Here is a 20,595-nt window from a genome sequence, read left to right as displayed (position 1 = left end):
TTTAGATCATTTTATTTTTTTTGTTTCATTATAGATCATTACGATGGAAAAACATGAGTTAGATAACCCTGCTGCATGCCTTCGGGAAGAATTTACTGATTCTGAACTTGGGGTTTCACTTAGGGTTTGTTATAATTGCAGCACTTGTTCTACTAGTTGTCCAGTAGCCCTTGAAACAGGTGGAAAATTTAACCCGCGTAGCATTATACAACTTGCTAATTGTGGATTTGAAGAAAGATTAATTGTGGATCTATCTCCTAATACTTGGGAATGTAGTATGTGTGAAGTATGTCAAGAAGTATGTCCACAACATGTGAATTTACATGAAATTTTCATAAGTGTTAAAAATGCAGCAGCGGATTTTGGAAATATTCCTGAGTCCTATACTAGTGAAACAAATCAAGTTTATCTTCATGGCAAAGCAGTTCCATTGCAACCTGCAATTGCCAAGCGACGGGCACAATTGGGATTATCACCTTCACCTGAAGTATCTATTACTGAAATCCAACATCTAATGGATCTTACTCCTGTTAAGCTTATTTTAGAACATGCAAATGCGAAATCTGATCTTTCGGAGGGTTCTTCATAATGGTATTAGAATCAAATGAATTTACTAAACAAACTGTACAATCTCTTCAATTTGATATCTTTGTTGGTTGTACAATACAGAATCGGATTCCTTTTATTGAAAAAAGTGCTCGATTTGTATTCGAAAAGTTAGGAATTAAACTATATGATAATAATGAATTTGGATGCTGTCCTGATCCTGTTGGTGTTCAAAGTACCAATCATGAAGCATGGTTGACTTTGGGAGCGCGGAATTTATCATTAGCTGAAGAAGATAATCGGCCAATTGTTAGTTTTTGTAATGGTTGTTCTGAAACATTAAAAGCAGTTCGACATGAATTACTTGAAAATCCAGAAGAAAAAAGTGTCATTCAATCACGATTAAAGGAAATTGGTCGAGAATTTAAAGGAACTAGTGAAGTCAATCATTTTATTGAAGTTTTATATGAGCAAGTTGGAATTGGACCTATAAAAGATTTAGTTGTAAAACCTTTAACAGGAATGAAAATTGCTGTTCATCCTGGATGTCATTATTCCAGACCACATGAACTTGTAAATACCGATGATGGATTGGAACCAATTTATCCTAAAAAGATCTTGGAAGCATTAGGTGCAACTGTATTAGAATATCAAGAAGAATTGATGTGCTGTGGTTCTGCTGTTGCTCGTGTAAATGAAGATGCAGCTAACGGTATGTTGAAGCGTAAATATTCAAGCATTCAAGAAGTAGGTGCAGATATTATTGCAGTTATTTGTCCTTCTTGTTTTCAACAGTTGGAAGTTGGACAGCGCGCCATGAAAAAAGCTTATCAAATGGACGTAAAAATTCCTGTTTTATATGTAACTGAATTAATGGCTTTAGCCTTTGGGGCATCATTTTCAGATATAGGTTTAAAATTTCATCAAATTAAACCAATAAAAACTTTGAAAGTCTTTGGTTTCGAATGAAATGATTATGATATAATAAAAAAACATGACTTTTCACATTAATCTTCAGCATCTGATGAATGGTATTATATATTATATCAGAGTGATAGATAAGTGAGAAAGATTATTGTGAACCTCATGAAAAAAAAGGATTTTTTAATTTCATATTTTTATTAAAGTAAAAATTCCAGATTTATTTAGAATAAAGCATTTTTTATCTAATCAAATTTTAACATTTAAGATTTTCTACATTAAATTGAAAAAAAGTTATTTTAAAAAATATATCCACATTGAGTACAAACGGTCTTCTTTGCATATACTACTTGGGGTACATAAGAAATTATAGTTGATTTATCGTCAATTACCTTTAGTTTTGTACTTCCACAATGAGGACATTTAAGACGTCCTATATGTTTAGCATGAACAATCTCAACAGGTGGTTCTTCAATATGCCTTGATGGTTTTTTTCGTCTTCTAGAAGGTGTTTTGACTTTTGTAGTGCTTGCTTTAGTTGCTTTTACTTCAATCTTACTCGGTTGCTTTGATTCTAATTGAATTCTTAATGATTCATTTTCACTCAAAAGTAATTCGCGATTTTGAGCTAAAGCTTCTAATTTTTCTTTCATTTCTTGATAATCTTTTTGTAAGATATCATAATCTTTTTTCGAAATGGAATTATTTTTAATTTGTTTAAGTTCTTTTTCAAGTTTCTTTTCTTTTTCTTCAATAATTCTGAGAGATTTTAATGATTTTCGCGCTTTCAATTGATATTCTTGCATTTTAGCATTTGAAATTCGCAGTTTCCTAATTAAATCATGAACTTGTGGATCAGTTATTTTTCCTGATGCAGTTTCTTCTGTTTTTAAAGGAGGTTTTTTTGCTTCTGATTGAATTAATTCGAGTTCTTCTTGGTGTGTGTTTTTCAATTGTAATATTTCTTTTTCAAAATTCTCTTCTGCTAGTTTTTTGCTTTCTTCAATTTCATTTATCTTAATTTGGGCAATTTGCAATTGTTCTTTCATGGATTGCTCTAACATTTCAAAATTTTGTCGTTCTTGCTTCCATTCTAATTCCTTTCTCTCTAATTCTGTTTGTTTGGATAATAATTGGTTTTTTAAATCCACAATTTCTTCAGTTGGTTTAGATTTCTTTAATTGTTTCTGTAAGAGTTGAATTTTTTGTTCTTTATCATTTAAATCTGCTTTTAATCGATTTTGAATTCTACTTAATTCATCAATTTTTTGTTCTAGTTCTTTCTGATTAGCTGATTCAGAAACTTGTGTTTTTAAGGACTGTATTTGATTTTCTAAAGTAGTAATTTGTCGGTTTTGTTGTTCAATTTCAGCAACTTGAGTTTTAATTTTATTTATTGCTTCATCTAATTTTTGTTTGAATTCAATTATTAATCTATCTTTCTTTGTAGCTTTTGTTTGGAGTGTTGCCAACTTTGTTTGATATTCTTGAATTTCTTTTTCTAATTCTTGAATCATCTCAGTTTGGGTTTGAAGCTGATTTTGTATTGTGTTATCAAGTGAGGCTTTACTTTGTTGTAACAAATCTATTTGGCGTGTTAAATCTATTTTGATCTCAGTTAGTGTTTGGATTCTATTTTGAGCAGTACTAATTTCATTTTCCAACTCACTCATCTTACTTCTTAAATCGCTTAAATCCTTTGCCCGAACCTTTACTAATTTATCTCCTTTTCCTTTTTTTAAATTTTCATCAACTTCTTTCCAAAAATTGGCCATAAAATTTCTCCCCAAAAAATATTTAGTATGTAATTTTCGCTTTCTATATATTTAAAATTCTTCTTGCTATGGTAATCAAATCTTGATATCTTGAAATGTGACAATGATTTGATAAGTGCGAATAAGTTTTTTTTTGATCTGACATTATTTTTCATGATGACTCAAAAAAGTTTAGAATCCAAATCAAAATGTAGTGAAATAGATCCACCTATAATTCTTAAATTTCGCTTCTTTTCGACTATCCGTAATATTGTTGGAGCTTCTGAGGTAGAAATTTCTGTAGAAAGTGGTCTTAGATTAAAGGATGCTTTACAACAAATTCAAGAAACCTATTTTTTACCAAAAAAGAACCATATTTTGAATGAAGCAGGAAATCAGTTAGAAGTTGGGATAATTTGTTTGATTGATGATGTTGATATAAATTTAGCAGGTGGATTAAATAAAAAACTTAATCAAAATTGTGATATTACGTTGATTTCTTCTCTCCATGGAGGATAAAGGGAAAAGATTAAATTTCTGTATTTTCTTTAATTATTCTGATTTTTAATTGAATATTTTTCTAGCGCTAAAAATTGAAGATTTTGAATTGTTTTAAATGATTTTAATTCTTGCATCAAAGCATTAATTCGAGTGAGTCTACCTTTAACAGCTATCAAAATCATACACTTTTCACGACTTGCATGTATGTGAGTGGTTGAAATGATTTCTTCTAAAAATTTATGCTGTAGATCGTTAATTTGGATGAATTCTAATTGATCCACTGGAAAATAATATTGTTCTCCTGAAATCTGACTTTTTTCTTTTATTCGCTGGGAGTCTAGATCATGATGATGATGATGATTATAATTATTATTATTATTATTTAGTTTATGATTATGATTATATCTTAATTCAGAATCTTTCTTGGAATCTTTCTGTGAATTTTTTTTAATTTTACTTTGAGAATGAGAAGTAACAGATGATTTAGATATGAGTGAATGAACATGTGCTTTTTCAATATACGCAATGGTTCCCAGCACTTCAATATCTTCAGCATTGGTAATTTGTTCTATATTTGCATTAATTAGCAAACGCATTCCACGACGCACAGCATCTGATCTGCTTAAATGGATTTTTTTCCTCAGAATTTCAAATTCTTCATTAAGTTCGTTTGGAACTGATACTGAAAATCTCGCATATTCTCTCCTTTTTTCTGCCATAAATACTCTATCTTAATACAAAAAGACCCACCTTAAAAATCTCCTTCTTACTATAATTTAAGAGAGAATTTATGAAAAGTAATTAAAAATTAAGAGAAAAAATGTATTAAAATAAAAACTTATTCGCATTAATTTGTTAAAACATAATTAAGCTAGTTCCACCGACTAATACAAATATTCCCTGCACAATACAGTAAGCGGCCAAAATTAATGCCACTGGAGGCCATGAGAGAAGTTTAGCAATTGCTTCAATTCCATCGACCCATACTTTCAAAAGTGCTCCAACAATACTTGTTATCGCTATAAAAACAATAACCAATATCCATTTTAAGGTAGAATCAGAGACAAATCCAGAAGGAATTACCATTGCCAGTAATAAAGCCACAGCCGCTCCCGCAATTAGTCCGACAATGGTTGCAATTGGCACATCTTGTAATGGTTTAATAAACATTGCAAGCCCCATCACGAGTAAACTAATACTGGTTAGTAAATCATAGTGATTTCCGATATTATCACGATAAGCATAAGAAGGAGGAATGTCTAAAGAAATGGTTATAACAGCAGTAATTACGTTAATCAATCCTAATAAAATACCTAAAAAGATCAAGAATTTCAGAAAGCGGGATACCGAATCCATTTCCCAATCTTCTTTCTTACGTCGAATCCAACCTCGACGCATACCTTCATAAAAGAACCAGACAAGTGCCATAAGGCCACAGAAGATTAACATCCAAGCCCCTGAATCACCAAAGATTTTAACCCAGAGATCAAGGATCCCATCAGCAATTTGAAATATTTGAAGTAGTGTCATAATGAATCACAATTCTTAATCAGTTATTCTAATTATATTAACACAGATGAACCTTATTAAAGTAAGGGGGCCCGATCCTTATAATTTATTTTTAAAGCCCGAAAATCACCGCGCTGATAACGCCAACCACAATTCCTACACCCCATGGGATAACGATGGATTCAATTAACGTTTCTCGAATTAATCCTTTGATATCTGTTAGAGCGATTGAATCTTGATATAAGGCCAAATCAGAAAAGATCGTTGAGATGACGAGAATATGAAAAATGTAAAAGCCCCAGATCATCCAACGTGGAACTTGCCAGACATTTATCATAAGAACTGTTAATCCGCAAACTAAGCCCCATCCAGCAAGATCTCCCAAAAAGAAAATTTTTGAAATAAATATATCATCTAAATTGGCGAAAATAAAGGCAATTAAATGTGCTACATGTGCAGCAGCCCAGAATGTAAAGAGAAGGCGAATTAAGTCAGCATCGGTAAAGATCACTTTTATTTTTCTCCTATTTTTTTTCTTATGCTTTTTTCTTATGTTTTAGTAGCTATGATATAAGCGAAAGGAACAATGCGATTCTTAGGTATTTATTCAATACGCAGAGCATTAAAGCTTTTGCTATGCTTTTAAATATTGAAGAACATTATTTTAAAAACTGTTTTTTAACTATTTCCCAACCTAACAGCGACATTCCATGTAAAAAATTACCTTGTTCTATTAATTTTTCAATTTGATCTGGTGTTTTTTCCTCGAATACGAGAAATTCCCCCGGATCTAAATGTTGATTTCCAGAATGAACAACTTCTGCATAAAAAACATGCGCCCATCCCGCACACATTGCAAATGGATGAACTTTTGCTAGCTTTATTAACGATTTTACTTTATATCCAGTTTCTTCTTCTACCTCACGCCGAGCAGCTTCTTCAGGGGTTTCACCTTTAAAAGTTTCAATAATACCAGATGGAGGTTCCCAAGAAAAACATTTCCAAGGATAACGATACTGATATACCATCAAAAATGTATTATTTGGAGTATGACAAAAAACATTTACGAAATTTCGATTTTCAATAACAATATAATGCCCTAATTCCCCATCAGGTCGTTCAACTTCATCATTTCTTAACCCAATATATTGGTTCCGGAATATCACTTTTTTCTGGCGTTGTTTCCATAAAAGTTTGGAATTATCCATAGTATGATTTGATGAGGTTCTTCTTAGTTAAATATTTTTCAAGTAAATTAAGTAAAATTATTTAACTGCGAATAAGTTTTTGATCTGTGAAAGTTATTTAGTAGGAGAGGCTATTAAAATATGTACAATCTGTGTTCTTTCTAAAATTAATTTTGAATCTATAGAAAAAATAGCCCAAACAGTAGATGTTAATCTGAAATTATTAAGAAAATAGATTCTTGTTGCTACACTTGTATCACCAGAATGGAATAGATGCGCGGCATATATTAAAAAATAATAGATTAAAATCAGCATTTTAGGATTAGATAATGCAGCGAAATCTAACATAGTTGATCTTTTATAAGGAAAGCATTTATTAGACGTAAATTTCAATCTTTTCCAACAATAGGTGTAAAAATTGAAAAGTTAGAATCTCCCAATTATAACATGAATGTTTGGGATATAGGAGGGCAAGCCCATCCCATATATGATAAGTCATTCAATTTAAAAATTACATGTTTGTCTATTTCATATCAAATTTATTTTTTAAAAAATTAAAATCATAAATGCGCTTTTTTTGAGAGCATTTGATTAATAAAATTCTTTGAATCGTTCTGTCGAGTCAATTGAAGCTTTGATTATTGTATATGGTTTTATTCCAGTTGAATCCAACATGAAAGCCTTTGAGATTTTTTTTTAAGATCAAGATCAGGGAAAAGCATTAATTCAATTATATAATTTTGTACCGCAGTGATCAAGTTGGTAATACTTATTTAAAATTAATATTTCGTTTATTTTTACTTTTTTTCAACTATTAAGAGATTTCTGCTTTTAACATTTTCCATTTTCTTTCAAATTCTGTGCGATTCATTGGAAACAGAAAAATATGTATATTACTCGAATAAAATTCCTATTATTTTTGTTATTTTTTATAACGTAAACTAATTCGCGCTAATTGAAAATAGATATAAAGTGTAATAAGAAAGAAAAGGTGAAAAAAAAAAACGGAGAATATACGATTGAAGGATTTATTGGGGAAGAGAGATAGGGCTATGGTATATTATTATTTTTAATATAGAGATATAAACATTCTTTATTTTTATTAGCTGACAAGATATAATATAATAACTAAGGCTTAATAAAAATGGCGAAGAGTTTGGATTTTCTGTCTTAAATTGCGAATATGTCCTTTGGTTCCAATTTGAAATGTTATCATTAACTCCATCGCTTCGTGATATAAGTCTCGAGATAATAGCAAGTCTTCCATATTTTCGCAGTATTTTGCCATGCGAATATAGGCGTTGACTAAATCACGTGGTTTATTAAACTCACGCACGCATTCAACATAAGCCTTGAATGCATTTAATCCCTGTTTGTAATAATCAGTACTCTTTTCATAAAATTGAAGTTGTTGCTGTAATGTGATTAATCGATTAAGTCGAGCCAGAATTCGCACTTGTGAAGTTGACATCTCTACTTATAATTTGTTAAATTTCCATTTTGTATTGTGATATGATGTGGATATTTTCGAATTTTCAAATATACAAAAGTTTGCAGAAAATAATAATAATAATAATGTTCTAAAAAAAAAGAACTAATAATGTACAAAAAAAAAGAGAAAAAAGGAAGAAAAATAAGAAAAAGGAACAACTTTATTAGAAGCATTTATGTTATTGAGGAATCCAAACTGTAAATCCGCTGGGGGGTGCCCATAATTCGACCCAACCATTCCATTGTGTCCATTCATCATTTGCCTGTCCAGTTGCATCAACTAAACGAGTACTCCCAAATTTAGTTTGCACCCATTGGCCCTTCCAGGTTGCTGTGTTGTCATTAAGCATTAAAATTGCGCCAGGTTTTCCATCCCATCCATTTCTTTGCATGATGAAAAGATCTTGATCCTTGTAGAGAACTGTTGTACTTCCCGCAACATAGTTCATCCGTACCCATAAAAGAGTATTAATTAAATCTTTCATACCCCAGTCAAAATAATCACGCCAAAATACGCTGGGATATCCTTCTGCCATCATGATGAAGGCATAAGCCATTTCTTTATTTTCCCAAATTTCATCTGTATCATGATTTGCAACAAAAGTTACAGCATGCATTGGATCCCATGAATTATAACCAGCTCCATCCAAGGAATTCATGTCAAAATAACCATTTCCTAAGCACATGTCCTTTAAGGTATAATAGAGGTTAAAATCAAAGGTACTAGCTTGATAATCTGTTCCAGCTACCCAATTTTGTAGTAAATCACGGTTAGAGTCCCAATATTCTCCAACTCCAAATCCCCCGATGTTATACATCCATTCTTTAACCATCCACGAGTGATAACCTTTAGTATAATCAAAACGCCAATCTGTAAACCCTATATCATCTCGTAACCAAGTCCCCCAATCAATTAAATTGTTATATACCCATGGATTTGCATGACATAAATCTGGATATCCACCAAATACTCCTTCATCACTGTATTCATATGTAGATACATGAAAATCGTTATATCCCCTTAAAAATTTCCCAGATGCAACATTGCTAAAATCTGTCCAAGTATCATAACCAACATTTGGATTATATTGTAAATCTCCACCACCATTATGATTGATTACAATATCTGCCATTGTATGAACACCAAGTGTTTTTAAGGTGTTGATAGCCGTTTCTAACTCTGCTAAGGAGCCAAAACGAGTTTCTACTGATCCTTTCTGATCATATTGTCCTAAATCGTAATAATCAAATGGATCATAGCCCATTGAATAGGGACCATTCATAGCTTTTGAAGGTGGTGGAAACCAAACACAATCAAAACCTGCATCTGCAATTTCTTGTGCTTTTGCAGTAATTTCATTATACCAAACTCCTCCTGCAGGGACATCCCAATAAAACCCTTGTAAGAGAGCACTAGAACCAATTGTTCGTAATGCTGCTGTTTCTGGGCTACCTAAGGTTTCCTGTGGAAGAACAAATACATCTGAAGATGTTCTATAAGTAAAACTGTAAATATAGGCACCTCCTGAAAATACAATACTAAGGATGACACACCAAGCTAAATATTCACGCCGATTCATACAACAACCCTCAAGAACATTATTTTAATATAAATAAATGTCCATTTATTATTTTATTCTGCGTAAATTTAAATGTGATGCTTTTATGATATGTATTAGATTCAAGCGTCAAAATATTTAATCATATCCCATTATAAGTGTTAAACAATTGATGTTTGCAGTGCCGGTTGTTTTCTCTTAATAGTGTTAAAATGCTATCCAATTTTCTTTCAATTTTTAGCAAAATTGCGATGAACATATTTATTTTTTTGTCATTCTCAGAATTCGTGAAGCAATCTGGGCCCATCTCCGATTTATGTTACGTATCTCCATTTTAACATCGTTAAACATTAGTTTACTTTTGTATATCGTTTTTTCTTCAAGAAAATCGTGATATTTTAAAAAATTAAAGACGATATTGCTAATTAGAAAAATTTTATGTTAAAAAGAAGAAAATATTATGCAAACTTGCCAAAACTATTCTTATGTGCTCATATTTTTATAATATAATTCAAATTACTTGTTTAACAAATCTGTAAAATCATTTCCTTATTTTGGAAAATAGAATAATATAAAGAACATCTTGGAGAATGCTGTGCAAATTTGTTTAAATGAAAATTTTGATAGAAAAAGTTAAAGAATTTTGGATTAAGCGGGGAAATTTCAGATTTTAATGGCAATAAATTTTAAGAAATTGATACAATTAGTAAATAAAGGATTGAAATTAGGTGAATTTCTCTTTGATTGTAAGAATTTTCATTATTTATTTCAAAAGAAAAATTCGCTTATCTAAACTTATTCGCACTAAGATTGTTAAAATTTTTTTATCCCTTGAATTCAAATATATATTCAAGTTAATTCCTAATTTTATTAAGTAGGGCAAAATTTTGGAAAAATTGAAAATGCAAAGATAAAATTAATCAGCCTATTCATTCAAAACAAGAAAAAGTCCCTCCTGCCGGAGTCGAGCCGGCGACATCCCGGTAAATGCAAGACTGACCCAAAATCATCAAAGATTTTCTCATTTGGGCGTATTTTACTACAGCCGAGCGCTCTACCAACTGAGCTAAGGAGGGAATGCTTTCTTAGTTATAAAACGAGAGAAAAAATATAAATTTTGTGGATCTTCTAATTTTATATTTCTTATCACTTTTGATTTAATTGTGAATGCATTTACCAAGTTAAAAAGAAAATAGATCAGATATTAAACAGAATGGCAGTAATAAAACCATTGAAGTTCAGCTGCAAGCGGATCGGAGTATTTTTTGAAATCTTTTGGTTCGTGTAGCGATTTTATCTGATCATATGCAAATTTCATGTATGATATATATTCATTTTCAGCATCAATTTTTTCTGCGTCAAAACAATCCCGTTGAGCTAGTTCAAGAATATTTTGAATAGTGGGGCGAAATGTGAGATCTTTATCCTCAAAATTGCGATAAAACCAATCACCTGTATTTAAATCTATTTGATAAAGTGGAAGGAACTTTGAACCATGGATTGCAACAAATTCAATGGCATCTAAAATAAACTGAAACTCCGCTTCTGAAAATGAATAGTGAAAGTTGACTCGTGTCCATCCCGGTTTTATTGAAAATAGCCCTTTTTGAACAAGTTTTCTGAATTTTTCAGATGTTTTACGATCAATATTTAACAGTCGATGGCCGTATACACCTGCACAACTACATCCTGCTCGAGATTGAATTCCAAATAGATCATTAAGTAATTTTGTGCTGAATTTGGGATGTAAATAGCCGTCCTTGTAACGAATGACAAATGAAATTATAGGAATGCGCTTGTTTGGATCTTGATTGCCTAAAATTTCTACATTTGGAATTTTTGCCAAACGTTGCATTCCACGGTGGCAGAAATCTCTTTCTTTTTTTTCTAAAATATCCATACCTATGTGATCTTTCAAATCAATTGCCAAAGCAGCACGAATTGTCTGAATGATACCTGGGGTTCCCGCTTTTTCACGCGTCTCAATGTCTTTGGTGTAATCTACTGCAAATGGGCTTACGTAATCAACAGTTCCACCAGCTGCGAAGGTTGGGGGTAGTGTTGTGTTGTAAAGTTTTTCATTAAAAACCAGAATTCCAGAGGCACCCGGACCGCCTAAGAATTTGTGTGGGGAAATAAAGATTGCATCAAAATAGCATTCATCATCTTTATGCATATCAATTTTAACATATGGGGCGCTGGCTGCAAAATCGAAACAAGCAATTGCATCATACTTATGTAATATTCGTGCAATGTCATAAACGGGACTTACAATTCCAGTGACATTTGATGCAGCTGAGAAAGAGCCGATTTTAAATCGATCTTTATAGCGGGGATCGGATAATTTTGATTCAAGATCTTCTAAATCGATAGTTCCTTCATCGGTTAAAATAATTTCGATGACATCAGCAAAAGATTCACGCCACATTATTTCATTTGAATGGTGTTCATAAGAGCTTATAAATACGACTGGTTTATGAGCTTCAACGAATTGTGAAATTTCAGAATATATAGAGCGGATGTTGGGATGTTCTTTAAAGTATTTTTCAAGTAGTGATTGGTATAATGCTTTAGTAGCAGGGGCAATACGAACACCTATTATTTCTTGAAATTTTGAGATTGCGCCGGTGCTCCCAGTTCCATGAGCAATGATGCAGTATCCACGTTCAGCATTAAATGCTTTTTTGATAATATGTTCTGAATTGTGGAGTAATCCTGTCATGGTTCGACCAGTGGCATCATCTTCAGTGTGAGTATTTGCATATGAACGTTGTACGTGAATAAGAAATTTTTCAATAAAGTTTAGTGCTCGACCTGAAGCAGTAAAATCTGCATATGTAAGCAATCTGGTTCCAAATGGTGTTTTAAATCTATAATCTCTACCAATAATTTGATTTCGAATGAAATCTAATGTTATCTCATCTTTTGGGGTCATATTCATGCATTCCAACAAGAATGTAATGATGTTCTCAAATATTAAATAATTAAATTTTAAAGAACATAAATTATGTTGGAATAGAATACCTAATATAAATTATTTGCTTTCAAATAAATAAATGGGGCAAAAATGGGAAATAATCATTCATATACAAATGAAGTTATTTTATATAGTTTAGTGCTTCAATTATTTCATTCTTAGAAATATTATTCTCTATTGATAAATTACCTAAACCTTTAATGAGAATAAACTGTGGGATGTTATTTTCAGCTTTTTTGTCATTTTTTATTAATTCCACAATCTTTGAAATCTGAATTGATAATCTCAATTTTGAAAGCCTAATTTTTAATTTAACTTTTTGAAAAATCATTTCCATCTTTTTTATTAATTTTAGATTAATATAATTACGTCTATATGAGATGAATAAATTTGCAATAATACCTAAAGTAATAGCTTGACCATGTAGAAGTAAATCATAAGAGAAATATTCTTCCAATGCATGACCTATAGTATGGCCTAAATTGAGTATTTTCCTTAGATTTTTTTCATAATAATCCGTTTCAACAATCTTTACTTTAATTTGTATAGAATATTTAATTATTTGATTTAATAAATCCCAGTTATTATCATCTAAAAATTTTTCATCCAGGAATTTTTCTTCAATGTATTTTTCTATTAAGGATAATAATGGATCAGGGAAAATAACTGCATACTTAATGATTTCTGCAAAACCATTTGCCCAATTAGGCATAGATAATGTTTTTAATAATTTAGGATCAATCAGAACTTTAATTGGGTTTTTGAACAAACCAACACAGTTTTTTCCATGCAAATGATTTACAGCTAATTTTCCACCAACAGATGCATCAACCATTGCTAATAGGCTGGTTGGAATTTGAATAAAATTTATTCCTCGCATATATGTAGATGCAACAAAACCTCCCATATCACCCACAACTCCACCTCCAATGAGAAGTATGCAAGATTTTCTGTCTAGTTCTAGATTTATCTTTGAATGTAGTTCAATAAATGTTTCAAGTGTCTTTGATGATTCTCCTGCCCTAAAACTGATTATTTTGCAATTTTTTCCGTTTTTTTTCATAATTTCATTTAATTTTTTTCCGTATAATTGCTTTACATGATTATCAGTTATAATAAGAAATTTTGAAATCTCTTCTATTTTTAGGATGATTTTTTCAAAAATATTCTTTTCAAATAAGCCACTTTCAATGTATATTGGGTAGGAATCGAGTTTTGGATGAGAAACATGAATGATATCAGGTAGATTTTTAACAAATTTTAAATTATGATGATTTTTATGCATTTTCTTCTAACACTTTAATTTTCTCTAAATATTCAAAAAACTCAGGAAAAGATTTATTGACACAAAGAGGATTATTTAAAATAATTCCATGTATTTTCAATCCTGCTACAGCAAAACTCATTACTATTCGGTGGTCGTTGAATGAATCAATAATTCCACCATGTGGATGCAAATTTGGGAAAATTGTAATCGAATTGTCAGATATGCTTGAATGGACACCTAATTTTCTTAAATTAACCGCTAAAGCAGATATTCGATTACTTTCTTTGTATTTTACATGAGAAATATTATAAAATACAGATGGGCTATCTGCAAATATTGCAGCAATAGAAAGTGGTAATAGTAAATCAGGATTATTCCCTAAATCTAGTGTGATCCCTTTTAGTAATACATCAGGCTGTTTTATCATAGTAACTTTACTTGATTCAACAGTAAAATTACATCCCATCTTTTCAAGACATTTTATTATGAATTTATCTCCTTGGAGTGAATCTTTGATGAGGTTATAGATTTCAATTTTTCCTCCCATTATTGCCCCAGCAACTAAAAAATATGTCGCTCCAGAATAATCTCCTTCAATAAAGAATTTTCTTCTCTTTATTACCCTTTTATATTGCTTTTTCTGTTTTTTTTGATTATTTGTTTGAATCTGATTTGGAGGGATAAATATGGTTCCTTCTTTAGATTTTAGTTTGAAATTAAGATTATATCCAAATTCTTGCATTATTTGGCAAGTTTGTGAAATATATGGTATCGAGTGAAAATCTCCAATCAAATTTAAATTCAATCCGTTCGCAACAAAAGGACTGATCAATATCAGTGAACTGGCAAATTGGCTACTAATAGAAGTTGAAATATCATATGATCCTCCAGAAAACGTTCCTTTAATTTGGATTGGTGGAAAACCTTCTTTATTTAGATATTTAATTTTTGCTCCTCCTTTTCTCAAGACATTAACAAGATCATGCACAGGACGTTTTTGCATTTGGCTATTTCCAGTTAATATTACTTCTTGATTGAAAAGACTAAGTATTGACATAAAAAACCGAAAAGATGAAGCTGAGTTTTGAAAATTAAATATTTTTGGTATTTTATCTGAGAAAATCGGATTTCCATAGACAATTGCTTTTTTAATTGCATTTTTCTTAATAGAATTTTCTTTTTCAGATTTATCTTTTAATAAATCTCCATCAACTATATCAATTCTAATACCAATTTTTCTTAGTGCTTTAATGGTAATGAGTACATCATCACATAATGGGATGTTGTCAAGTTCAGTAATTTTATCTAAGAATGCACTGATTATCAATGTTCGATGTGCTACAGATTTTGAACCAATCATAGGAAAAGAAATAAAAATTGGTCTATCAAAATTATTGACACAGTATTGCATCTTCCTTTGATTTTCTTTCTCTTCTTCTTTTATATTCATAAATTATCACAATTCTTTTTTATTAATTTTTTTTTAATATATTTAAGGAAATTTCGCCTAATTTTTGTATTTTCATCTAATTTTTTTTATTTTTCCATTATATATTCATTTATTAATTCTCTTTCTTGAATTTCATCCATTTCATTGAAGATTAGATCAAAAATTTTTCGAATAAATTCAGGATTTAATCCTAATTTGATTGCGTGCTCCCAATATTTTCGATGCATTTGATTCTCTCTCGTTGGTAAAAAGATGATATTTTTTTCTAATTTTTGGTTTTCAGATAATAGCTTTGGAATGAAATTAAATCGTTGATGGATTAAATTAATAATCTTTATATCAATTTCCATAATTTCTTGCAGAATTTGATTGCTTAACATAAGAAATTCCCTATATTTCATTTTATATTTTTTTCTTTTCGATTGTTAAATATGGTTTAATTTCTTCAACTAGTTGCTTAAAAATTTCAGGAGTGAGTGATTGAGCACCATCACATAATGCTTTTTCTGGATTATTATGAACTTCGATAATTAATCCATCAGAACCTGCAGCAATTGCTGCTTTACTCATAGGAATTATAAGTTCTCTTTTTCCTGTTGCATGGCTTGGATCTACAATAATTGGAAGATGAGTAACCTTTTTAAGATAACTTACACCAGCTAAATCTAGAGTATTTCGCAATGTTGGTTCGAAAGTTCTTATTCCTCGTTCACACAATATGATTTTCTCATTTCCATTCATCATTAAATATTCTGCTGCATATAGAAATTCTTTATATGTTGAGCATAATCCTCGTTTTAATATAATAGGAAGATCGTATTTTGCAACTTCTTTTAATAAATCAAAATTCTGCATATTTCTGGCTCCTATTCTTATGATATCAACATAATCTTTTACGATACTTACATCTCTTGGATCTGTTACTTCTGTTTCGACAACAATATTAAGATCTTCTCCAAGATCTTTTATCAATTTTAAACCATCTTTTCCCATTCCTTGAAAAGAATATGGAGATGTGCGTGGTTTAAAGACAGACCCTCGAATTACATTTGCACCTGCTTGTTTAGCCAACTTTGCTGTTTCGAAATATTGTTCTTGTGATTCAATAGCACATGGTCCTGCTGCAAGCATAAATCCTTTATTTCCAATTACCATCTCTTTTATTTTTATTTCTGTTTCAGATTTTTGATTTGTTTTTTCAAATTTTAATTCATTCATTTAATTTATCTCCTTTAAAATTCTTTTTACTATTTGATTTGATGTTAATCCATAGAATTCATAAAGATCTTCAATTGAACCGGAGGTTCCGAATTTATCATGAATTCCAAATCGTACTAATTTTTTCGAATTTGGTAATTCAGATAGTACATCTGCTATTGCGCTACCTAATCCTCCAATAACATTATGATCTTCAAAAGAAAAAAAAATTGAAACTTTAGAGTTTAAATCTTTTATTGACTCGATATCAAATGGCTTTAATGTGTGCACACTAATGACAAGTGCTTCAATGTTGTGCTTTTTTAGTTGATTACTCACTTCAGTCATTAGATTGACAATTGTTCCATGGCCAATTAGTGCACATACTGGATTATTGATAGTATTTTTTATTCTAATCTTGTTGATGGTAAAATTCTCGCTTTTATCTGTCAAGATGTTAATTTCTGGTCGGGAGATTCGTATATACACGGGTGAATCAATAAATAATGCATATTTCATAATATTTACAACTTCAAAAGCATCTGAAGGAGTGAATATTTTGATATTAGGAATAGCGCGCATAATTGCTAGATCTTCTAATGCTTGATGTGTTGCACCATCTTCACCTGTAGCTAACCCTGCATGTGCTCCTATCAATTTTACATTTAATTTGTTAAAAGCAACCATATTTCGAATTTGATCAAGAGCTCTTCCTACCAAAAATGTAGCATAAGTGCAAGCAACTGCAATTTTTCCACAACTTGCCAAACCTGCTGCAATACTAACTATATCTTGTTCTGCTATTCCTATATTGAAAAATCGTTCAGGGTATTTTTGAGCGAAATAGTGTGTTTTTGTTGATTGAGACAAATCTCCATCTAATACTACTATTAAATTGCATATTCCTCCAAAATAAGCTAAAGATTTTCCAAATGCTTCTCGTAGAGACATTTTTTTGGTATTATTATTAATTCCTAAAATTTCGTTAATCTTATTATATGAGAGTGCTGTGAATGGAATATGGGGTGAATTTAGTTTATTTTTTTTCATGTTTTGCTCTTTACTAGGTAATGAATATGAAAGCTTGTCCATATTAATCTACTCCTTAAGTTCTAATTCATTCAAAGCAATTTTTTCAAATTTATCGATAATAATCGCTCCATGAAAATATGGGTTGTTTTCCATCAATTTTACTCCTTTACCTTTACATGTCTCTGCAATAATCACTGTAGGTTTTTTGTTATTTTGTTGGATTAGATCAAAAGTTTTAACTATTTGATAAAAATCATGACCATTTATTGTGTATACATTCCATCCAAATGAGTTAAATTGCTCTGAAAAATTACCGCTATTTTTAACAGATTTCACAGCCATATCTGTTTGAAGATTATTTTTATCGATAATTGCTATTAAATTTCCCAATTTCATATGACTTGCAGTCATGATTGACTCCCATGCTTGTCCTTCTTGCATTTCACCGTCTCCTAAAATAACATAAACATTATAATGAAGATTATCAAGTTTTGATGCTATTGCCATACCGCATCCTGCAGACAATCCCATTCCTAAAGAACCTGAACTCATATCAATACCGGGAGTTATATTCATACATGGATGCCCTTGTAATCGTGAATTGATTTGTCTTAATTTTTCTGTAGATTTTATTTTAAAATAACCTAAATCTTCTAATATTGCATATAATACGGGTACGCTATGCCCTTTACTTAGAATTAGACGATCTCGTTGATTCCAACGGGGATTTTTTGGATTAATTCGCATTTTATAGTAATATAAACCGATGAGTAAATCACATACTGAAAAACAACCTCCAATATGTCCAGATTTTGCATTTGCGATCATTTCTATGGTTTTTTTTCTAATTTCTTTTGCTTTCGCTTTTAATTTTTCAACCACTTTTTTTCTTATTTCTTCAATTGAATGACTGATTGATGCAATATCTGTTTCAAAAATTCGTTTTTTTGATTTAGTGGATTCATATATTGGCAACATAATCGCTATTCTCCATAATTTTTGTTATTTTTTTGTTGAAATCATATTTTATATTCAGAAAGTTTTTCAAAATTTGAAATCCATAGGGTCTCATTGCAATCGATTCAGGATGAAATTGTACTCCAAATACTGGATATTTTTTATGTTTTAATGCCATGATTGTTCCATCAGATGCCATTCCTGTAATAAGTAATGAATTAGGAAATAGTTCCGGTTTTGCAGCTAGCGAATGATATCTTATAACTTTTAGTGGATTCGGTAAGTTTTTAAGAATATCTGTTCCATTATGGAATATATTTGACATTTTTCCATGCATTGGTCCAACTTTTGCTCTTCCTACATATTCTATCATTGCTTTTTCACCATTTTCTAATTGGCCAAATGCCTCGCAAATTACTTGAAATCCCATACACACTCCGAATATTGGTAGTTTTTTATACAATTTTTGGATTATATTTATTAAATTTCCAGAATCATATTTTGGATGTCCAGGACCAGGTGATATTATAAGTTTGTCCGGCGAAATTCTTTCTATTTCTTCAATAGTTAACTGATTTGAAACAACTTGAATTCTTACATTTCCTATGTAAGATAGGTCATGAACTAAATTATATGTAAAAGAATCCATATTATTAATAAACAAAATCTTTTGTGCTTGTTTTTTGGCTTTTTTCATGATCAATCCTTCTTATTTTCTGCTAAATAGATGCTTGCAAGCATATATTTTAATTTATTTGAACTTTCTAAATATTCTTCATCTGCATTAGAATCTGCTACGATACCACATCCTGCTTGAGCAATATATTGTTGATTGTGGAAAAAAAGTGTCCGAATGCTGATAGCCATCTCCATGTCATCAGAAAAATTAAGATAACCGACAGTTCCTGCATAAGGACCTCTATTTTCCTTCTCATATTTATGAATTAATTGCATTGCTTTTTTTTTGGGCGCTCCAGAAACAGTTCCAGCAGGAAAAACTGATTTCAAAACAGAAATGGAATCATATTCGGTTTTTGACTGAATTTTACTAGTTATGTGCATTATTGATGGAAATTTTGTAATTTTAAAATATTCTTTTGCTTTAACTGTTCCTGGTAATGAGATTCTTGCTAAATCATTTCTTGCTAAATCCACCAACATTATATGTTCTGCAATTTCCTTAGTGCTGGTTTTTAATTCATGCTCCATTTTTTTCTCATCATTTGCGTTTTTACCTCTTCTTCTTGTTCCTGCTATTGGAACTGTTTCTAAAATATTTTGTTGTTTTGAAATCAAAGCTTCTGGACTTGCTCCTAAAATACAAAGATTATTGTTATCGATCTTTCCAAGATCTAAGAAGTACATATAAGGTGAAGGATTAATTTCACGAAGAATTTCATAGACATTTAACGGAGATACATGAGAATCTTTAAAAATTTTTCTGGAGACTACTGCTTGAATAATATCACCATCAAGTATATGTTCCTTTATTTTGTAAATCATACTTGTCCATTCATCTTTTGTTATATTTGATGAATATTTCATCTTGTTAAAAGGGAAATCTCTTAATAATTTGCTATTTTGTTCTAATTTTAAATGGCTTTCTTTTCTTTCAAAATTCTCTATAGATTTCTTTTTAAATTTTTTAAATATTTTTGGGATTTCGGAAATTTTATTATTAAATCCTATATTATTTTCAATTTCATAAAGTGTTTTAGATGAATGAGAAAAAGCCAATATTTTAGTAAACATGCCCATAATAATATCTGGAAAAATACTATTGATCTTTTGGTTTTTTGAATAACCAACATATTTTGACATTACATCATAACCAATATAACCTGCTAAACCTCCAGAAAAAGCTTTTGTTGGAAATAATTCCGGAATTGAATTTGGAGTTGTTTTAAAAAATTTTTTAAGGAGATCAAGTTCTGGAATAATCATTGGTGTATGATCTTCAAAATATTCATGCTTTTTCTTAGAATTTTTGCTTGTTTCTAGTGCATTTTTGATTTTTTCACCTTGATCACTCACCACATCAAAAATAGAGAATTTTTCATTATGGATTTTTATCATAAACTCTGGTTTCAATCCAATAAACGAGTAATGAATATTTTTAGAATTTATTGGAGCAGATTCAAATAAAACACTTCTTGTAAAATTTAATTCTTCCCTTAAAAATGTATAAAATGGGAATATTTTTTTTATTTTTCCAATTTGAGAAATCTTTATATTTGTTTCCATAAT

General features: G+C 30.5%; 20 protein-coding genes and 1 tRNA gene. 4 read left to right on the top strand and 17 right to left on the bottom strand.

Annotated elements, in window-relative coordinates; all coding sequences use genetic code 11:
- Window positions 1-43 precede the first annotated feature (43 nt).
- A complete protein-coding gene (locus ACXLDF_RS04225) occupies window positions 44-589 on the top strand; it encodes a 4Fe-4S dicluster domain-containing protein (protein ID WP_457557247.1) in 546 nt (181 codons plus the stop codon).
- Window positions 589-1,515: a CoB--CoM heterodisulfide reductase iron-sulfur subunit B family protein gene (locus tag ACXLDF_RS04220; protein WP_457557246.1), complete on the top strand. Its 927-nt coding sequence runs from the start codon at window positions 589-591 to the stop codon at window positions 1,513-1,515. Before ACXLDF_RS04225 ends, ACXLDF_RS04220 begins: the two co-directional genes overlap by 1 nt.
- A 251-nt stretch (window positions 1,516-1,766) precedes the next feature.
- Here the strand turns inward: ACXLDF_RS04220 and ACXLDF_RS04215 are convergent, their stop codons facing one another.
- Window positions 1,767-3,242 carry a coiled-coil domain-containing protein gene (locus ACXLDF_RS04215; RefSeq protein ID WP_457557245.1) on the bottom strand — a complete coding sequence of 492 codons (1,476 nt, stop codon included), beginning with the start codon at window positions 3,240-3,242 and terminating at the stop codon, window positions 1,767-1,769.
- 153 nt (window positions 3,243-3,395) lie between these two features.
- Here ACXLDF_RS04215 and ACXLDF_RS04210 point away from each other — a divergent pair, with 153 nt between their 5' ends.
- Entirely contained in the window at window positions 3,396-3,740 is a 345-nt protein-coding gene (locus ACXLDF_RS04210; RefSeq protein ID WP_457557244.1) for a ubiquitin family protein, read from the top strand.
- A gap of 29 nt (window positions 3,741-3,769) precedes the next feature.
- Here ACXLDF_RS04210 and ACXLDF_RS04205 read toward each other — a convergent pair whose 3' ends face one another.
- From ACXLDF_RS04205 to ACXLDF_RS04190, 4 genes are all read right to left on the bottom strand, one after another.
- Entirely contained in the window at window positions 3,770-4,441 is a 672-nt protein-coding gene (locus tag ACXLDF_RS04205; RefSeq protein ID WP_457557243.1) for a CopG family ribbon-helix-helix protein, read from the bottom strand.
- Between the two features lie 136 nt (window positions 4,442-4,577).
- The gene (locus tag ACXLDF_RS04200; RefSeq protein ID WP_457557242.1) at window positions 4,578-5,252 is read right to left on the bottom strand and encodes a hypothetical protein; all 675 of its coding nucleotides are present in this window, start codon (window positions 5,250-5,252) and stop codon (window positions 4,578-4,580) included.
- A 91-nt stretch (window positions 5,253-5,343) separates the two neighbouring features.
- Window positions 5,344-5,742 (bottom strand): hypothetical protein, encoded by a 399-nt coding sequence (locus ACXLDF_RS04195; RefSeq protein WP_457557241.1) that lies wholly within the window; start codon window positions 5,740-5,742, stop codon window positions 5,344-5,346.
- Window positions 5,743-5,890: 148 nt separating this feature from the next.
- On the bottom strand, window positions 5,891-6,439 hold the full coding sequence (locus tag ACXLDF_RS04190) for an NUDIX hydrolase (protein ID WP_457557240.1): 549 nt from the start codon (window positions 6,437-6,439) through the stop codon (window positions 5,891-5,893).
- 339 nt (window positions 6,440-6,778) lie between these two features.
- Between ACXLDF_RS04190 and ACXLDF_RS04185 the strand changes: the two genes are divergently transcribed.
- Window positions 6,779-6,976 carry an ADP-ribosylation factor-like protein gene (locus tag ACXLDF_RS04185; RefSeq protein WP_457557268.1) on the top strand — a complete coding sequence of 66 codons (198 nt, stop codon included), beginning with the start codon at window positions 6,779-6,781 and terminating at the stop codon, window positions 6,974-6,976.
- Between the two features lie 577 nt (window positions 6,977-7,553).
- On the opposite strand, the gene ACXLDF_RS04180 is transcribed toward ACXLDF_RS04185, so the two are convergent.
- The 12 genes from ACXLDF_RS04180 to ACXLDF_RS04125 all read right to left on the bottom strand — a co-directional run bounded on the left by ACXLDF_RS04180 (window position 7,554) and on the right by ACXLDF_RS04125 (window position 20,592).
- Window positions 7,554-7,889: a hypothetical protein gene (locus ACXLDF_RS04180; protein ID WP_457557239.1), complete on the bottom strand. Its 336-nt coding sequence runs from the start codon at window positions 7,887-7,889 to the stop codon at window positions 7,554-7,556.
- A 199-nt stretch (window positions 7,890-8,088) separates the two neighbouring features.
- Window positions 8,089-9,489 carry an alpha-amylase domain-containing protein gene (locus ACXLDF_RS04175; RefSeq protein WP_457557238.1) on the bottom strand — a complete coding sequence of 467 codons (1,401 nt, stop codon included), beginning with the start codon at window positions 9,487-9,489 and terminating at the stop codon, window positions 8,089-8,091.
- A 928-nt stretch (window positions 9,490-10,417) separates the two neighbouring features.
- Window positions 10,418-10,544, bottom strand: a tRNA-Tyr gene (locus ACXLDF_RS04170).
- A gap of 128 nt (window positions 10,545-10,672) precedes the next feature.
- On the bottom strand, window positions 10,673-12,403 hold the full coding sequence (locus tag ACXLDF_RS04165) for an aminotransferase class V-fold PLP-dependent enzyme (protein WP_457557237.1): 1,731 nt from the start codon (window positions 12,401-12,403) through the stop codon (window positions 10,673-10,675).
- A gap of 163 nt (window positions 12,404-12,566) precedes the next feature.
- On the bottom strand, window positions 12,567-13,730 hold the full coding sequence (gene aroB / locus ACXLDF_RS04160) for a 3-dehydroquinate synthase (protein ID WP_457557236.1): 1,164 nt from the start codon (window positions 13,728-13,730) through the stop codon (window positions 12,567-12,569).
- Window positions 13,723-15,162 carry a 3-phosphoshikimate 1-carboxyvinyltransferase gene (gene aroA / locus ACXLDF_RS04155; protein ID WP_457557235.1) on the bottom strand — a complete coding sequence of 480 codons (1,440 nt, stop codon included), beginning with the start codon at window positions 15,160-15,162 and terminating at the stop codon, window positions 13,723-13,725. The genes aroB and aroA overlap by 8 nt, the downstream gene beginning before the upstream one ends.
- An 86-nt stretch (window positions 15,163-15,248) precedes the next feature.
- Complete coding sequence (locus ACXLDF_RS04150) at window positions 15,249-15,542, bottom strand: chorismate mutase (protein WP_457557234.1); 294 nt, start codon at window positions 15,540-15,542, stop codon at window positions 15,249-15,251.
- Between the two features lie 22 nt (window positions 15,543-15,564).
- Window positions 15,565-16,380, bottom strand: a complete 816-nt coding sequence (gene aroF, locus ACXLDF_RS04145; RefSeq protein ID WP_457557233.1) for a 3-deoxy-7-phosphoheptulonate synthase — start codon at window positions 16,378-16,380, stop codon at window positions 15,565-15,567.
- Window positions 16,381-17,451 carry a transketolase family protein gene (locus tag ACXLDF_RS04140; RefSeq protein ID WP_457557232.1) on the bottom strand — a complete coding sequence of 357 codons (1,071 nt, stop codon included), beginning with the start codon at window positions 17,449-17,451 and terminating at the stop codon, window positions 16,381-16,383.
- Window positions 17,452-17,457: 6 nt separating this feature from the next.
- Window positions 17,458-18,369, bottom strand: a complete 912-nt coding sequence (locus ACXLDF_RS04135) for a transketolase (protein ID WP_457557231.1) — start codon at window positions 18,367-18,369, stop codon at window positions 17,458-17,460.
- Entirely contained in the window at window positions 18,353-19,045 is a 693-nt protein-coding gene (locus ACXLDF_RS04130) for an anthranilate synthase component II (RefSeq protein ID WP_457557230.1), read from the bottom strand. The genes ACXLDF_RS04135 and ACXLDF_RS04130 overlap by 17 nt, the downstream gene beginning before the upstream one ends.
- Window positions 19,046-19,047: 2 nt before the next feature.
- Window positions 19,048-20,592, bottom strand: a complete 1,545-nt coding sequence (locus ACXLDF_RS04125; protein ID WP_457557229.1) for an anthranilate synthase component I family protein — start codon at window positions 20,590-20,592, stop codon at window positions 19,048-19,050.
- Window positions 20,593-20,595: the final 3 nt, after the last annotated feature.

This window comes from Candidatus Harpocratesius sp. (assembly GCF_054039255.1).
Note: the sequence above shows the minus strand (reverse complement) of the source record. Positions and strands in the feature narration are given on the sequence as shown.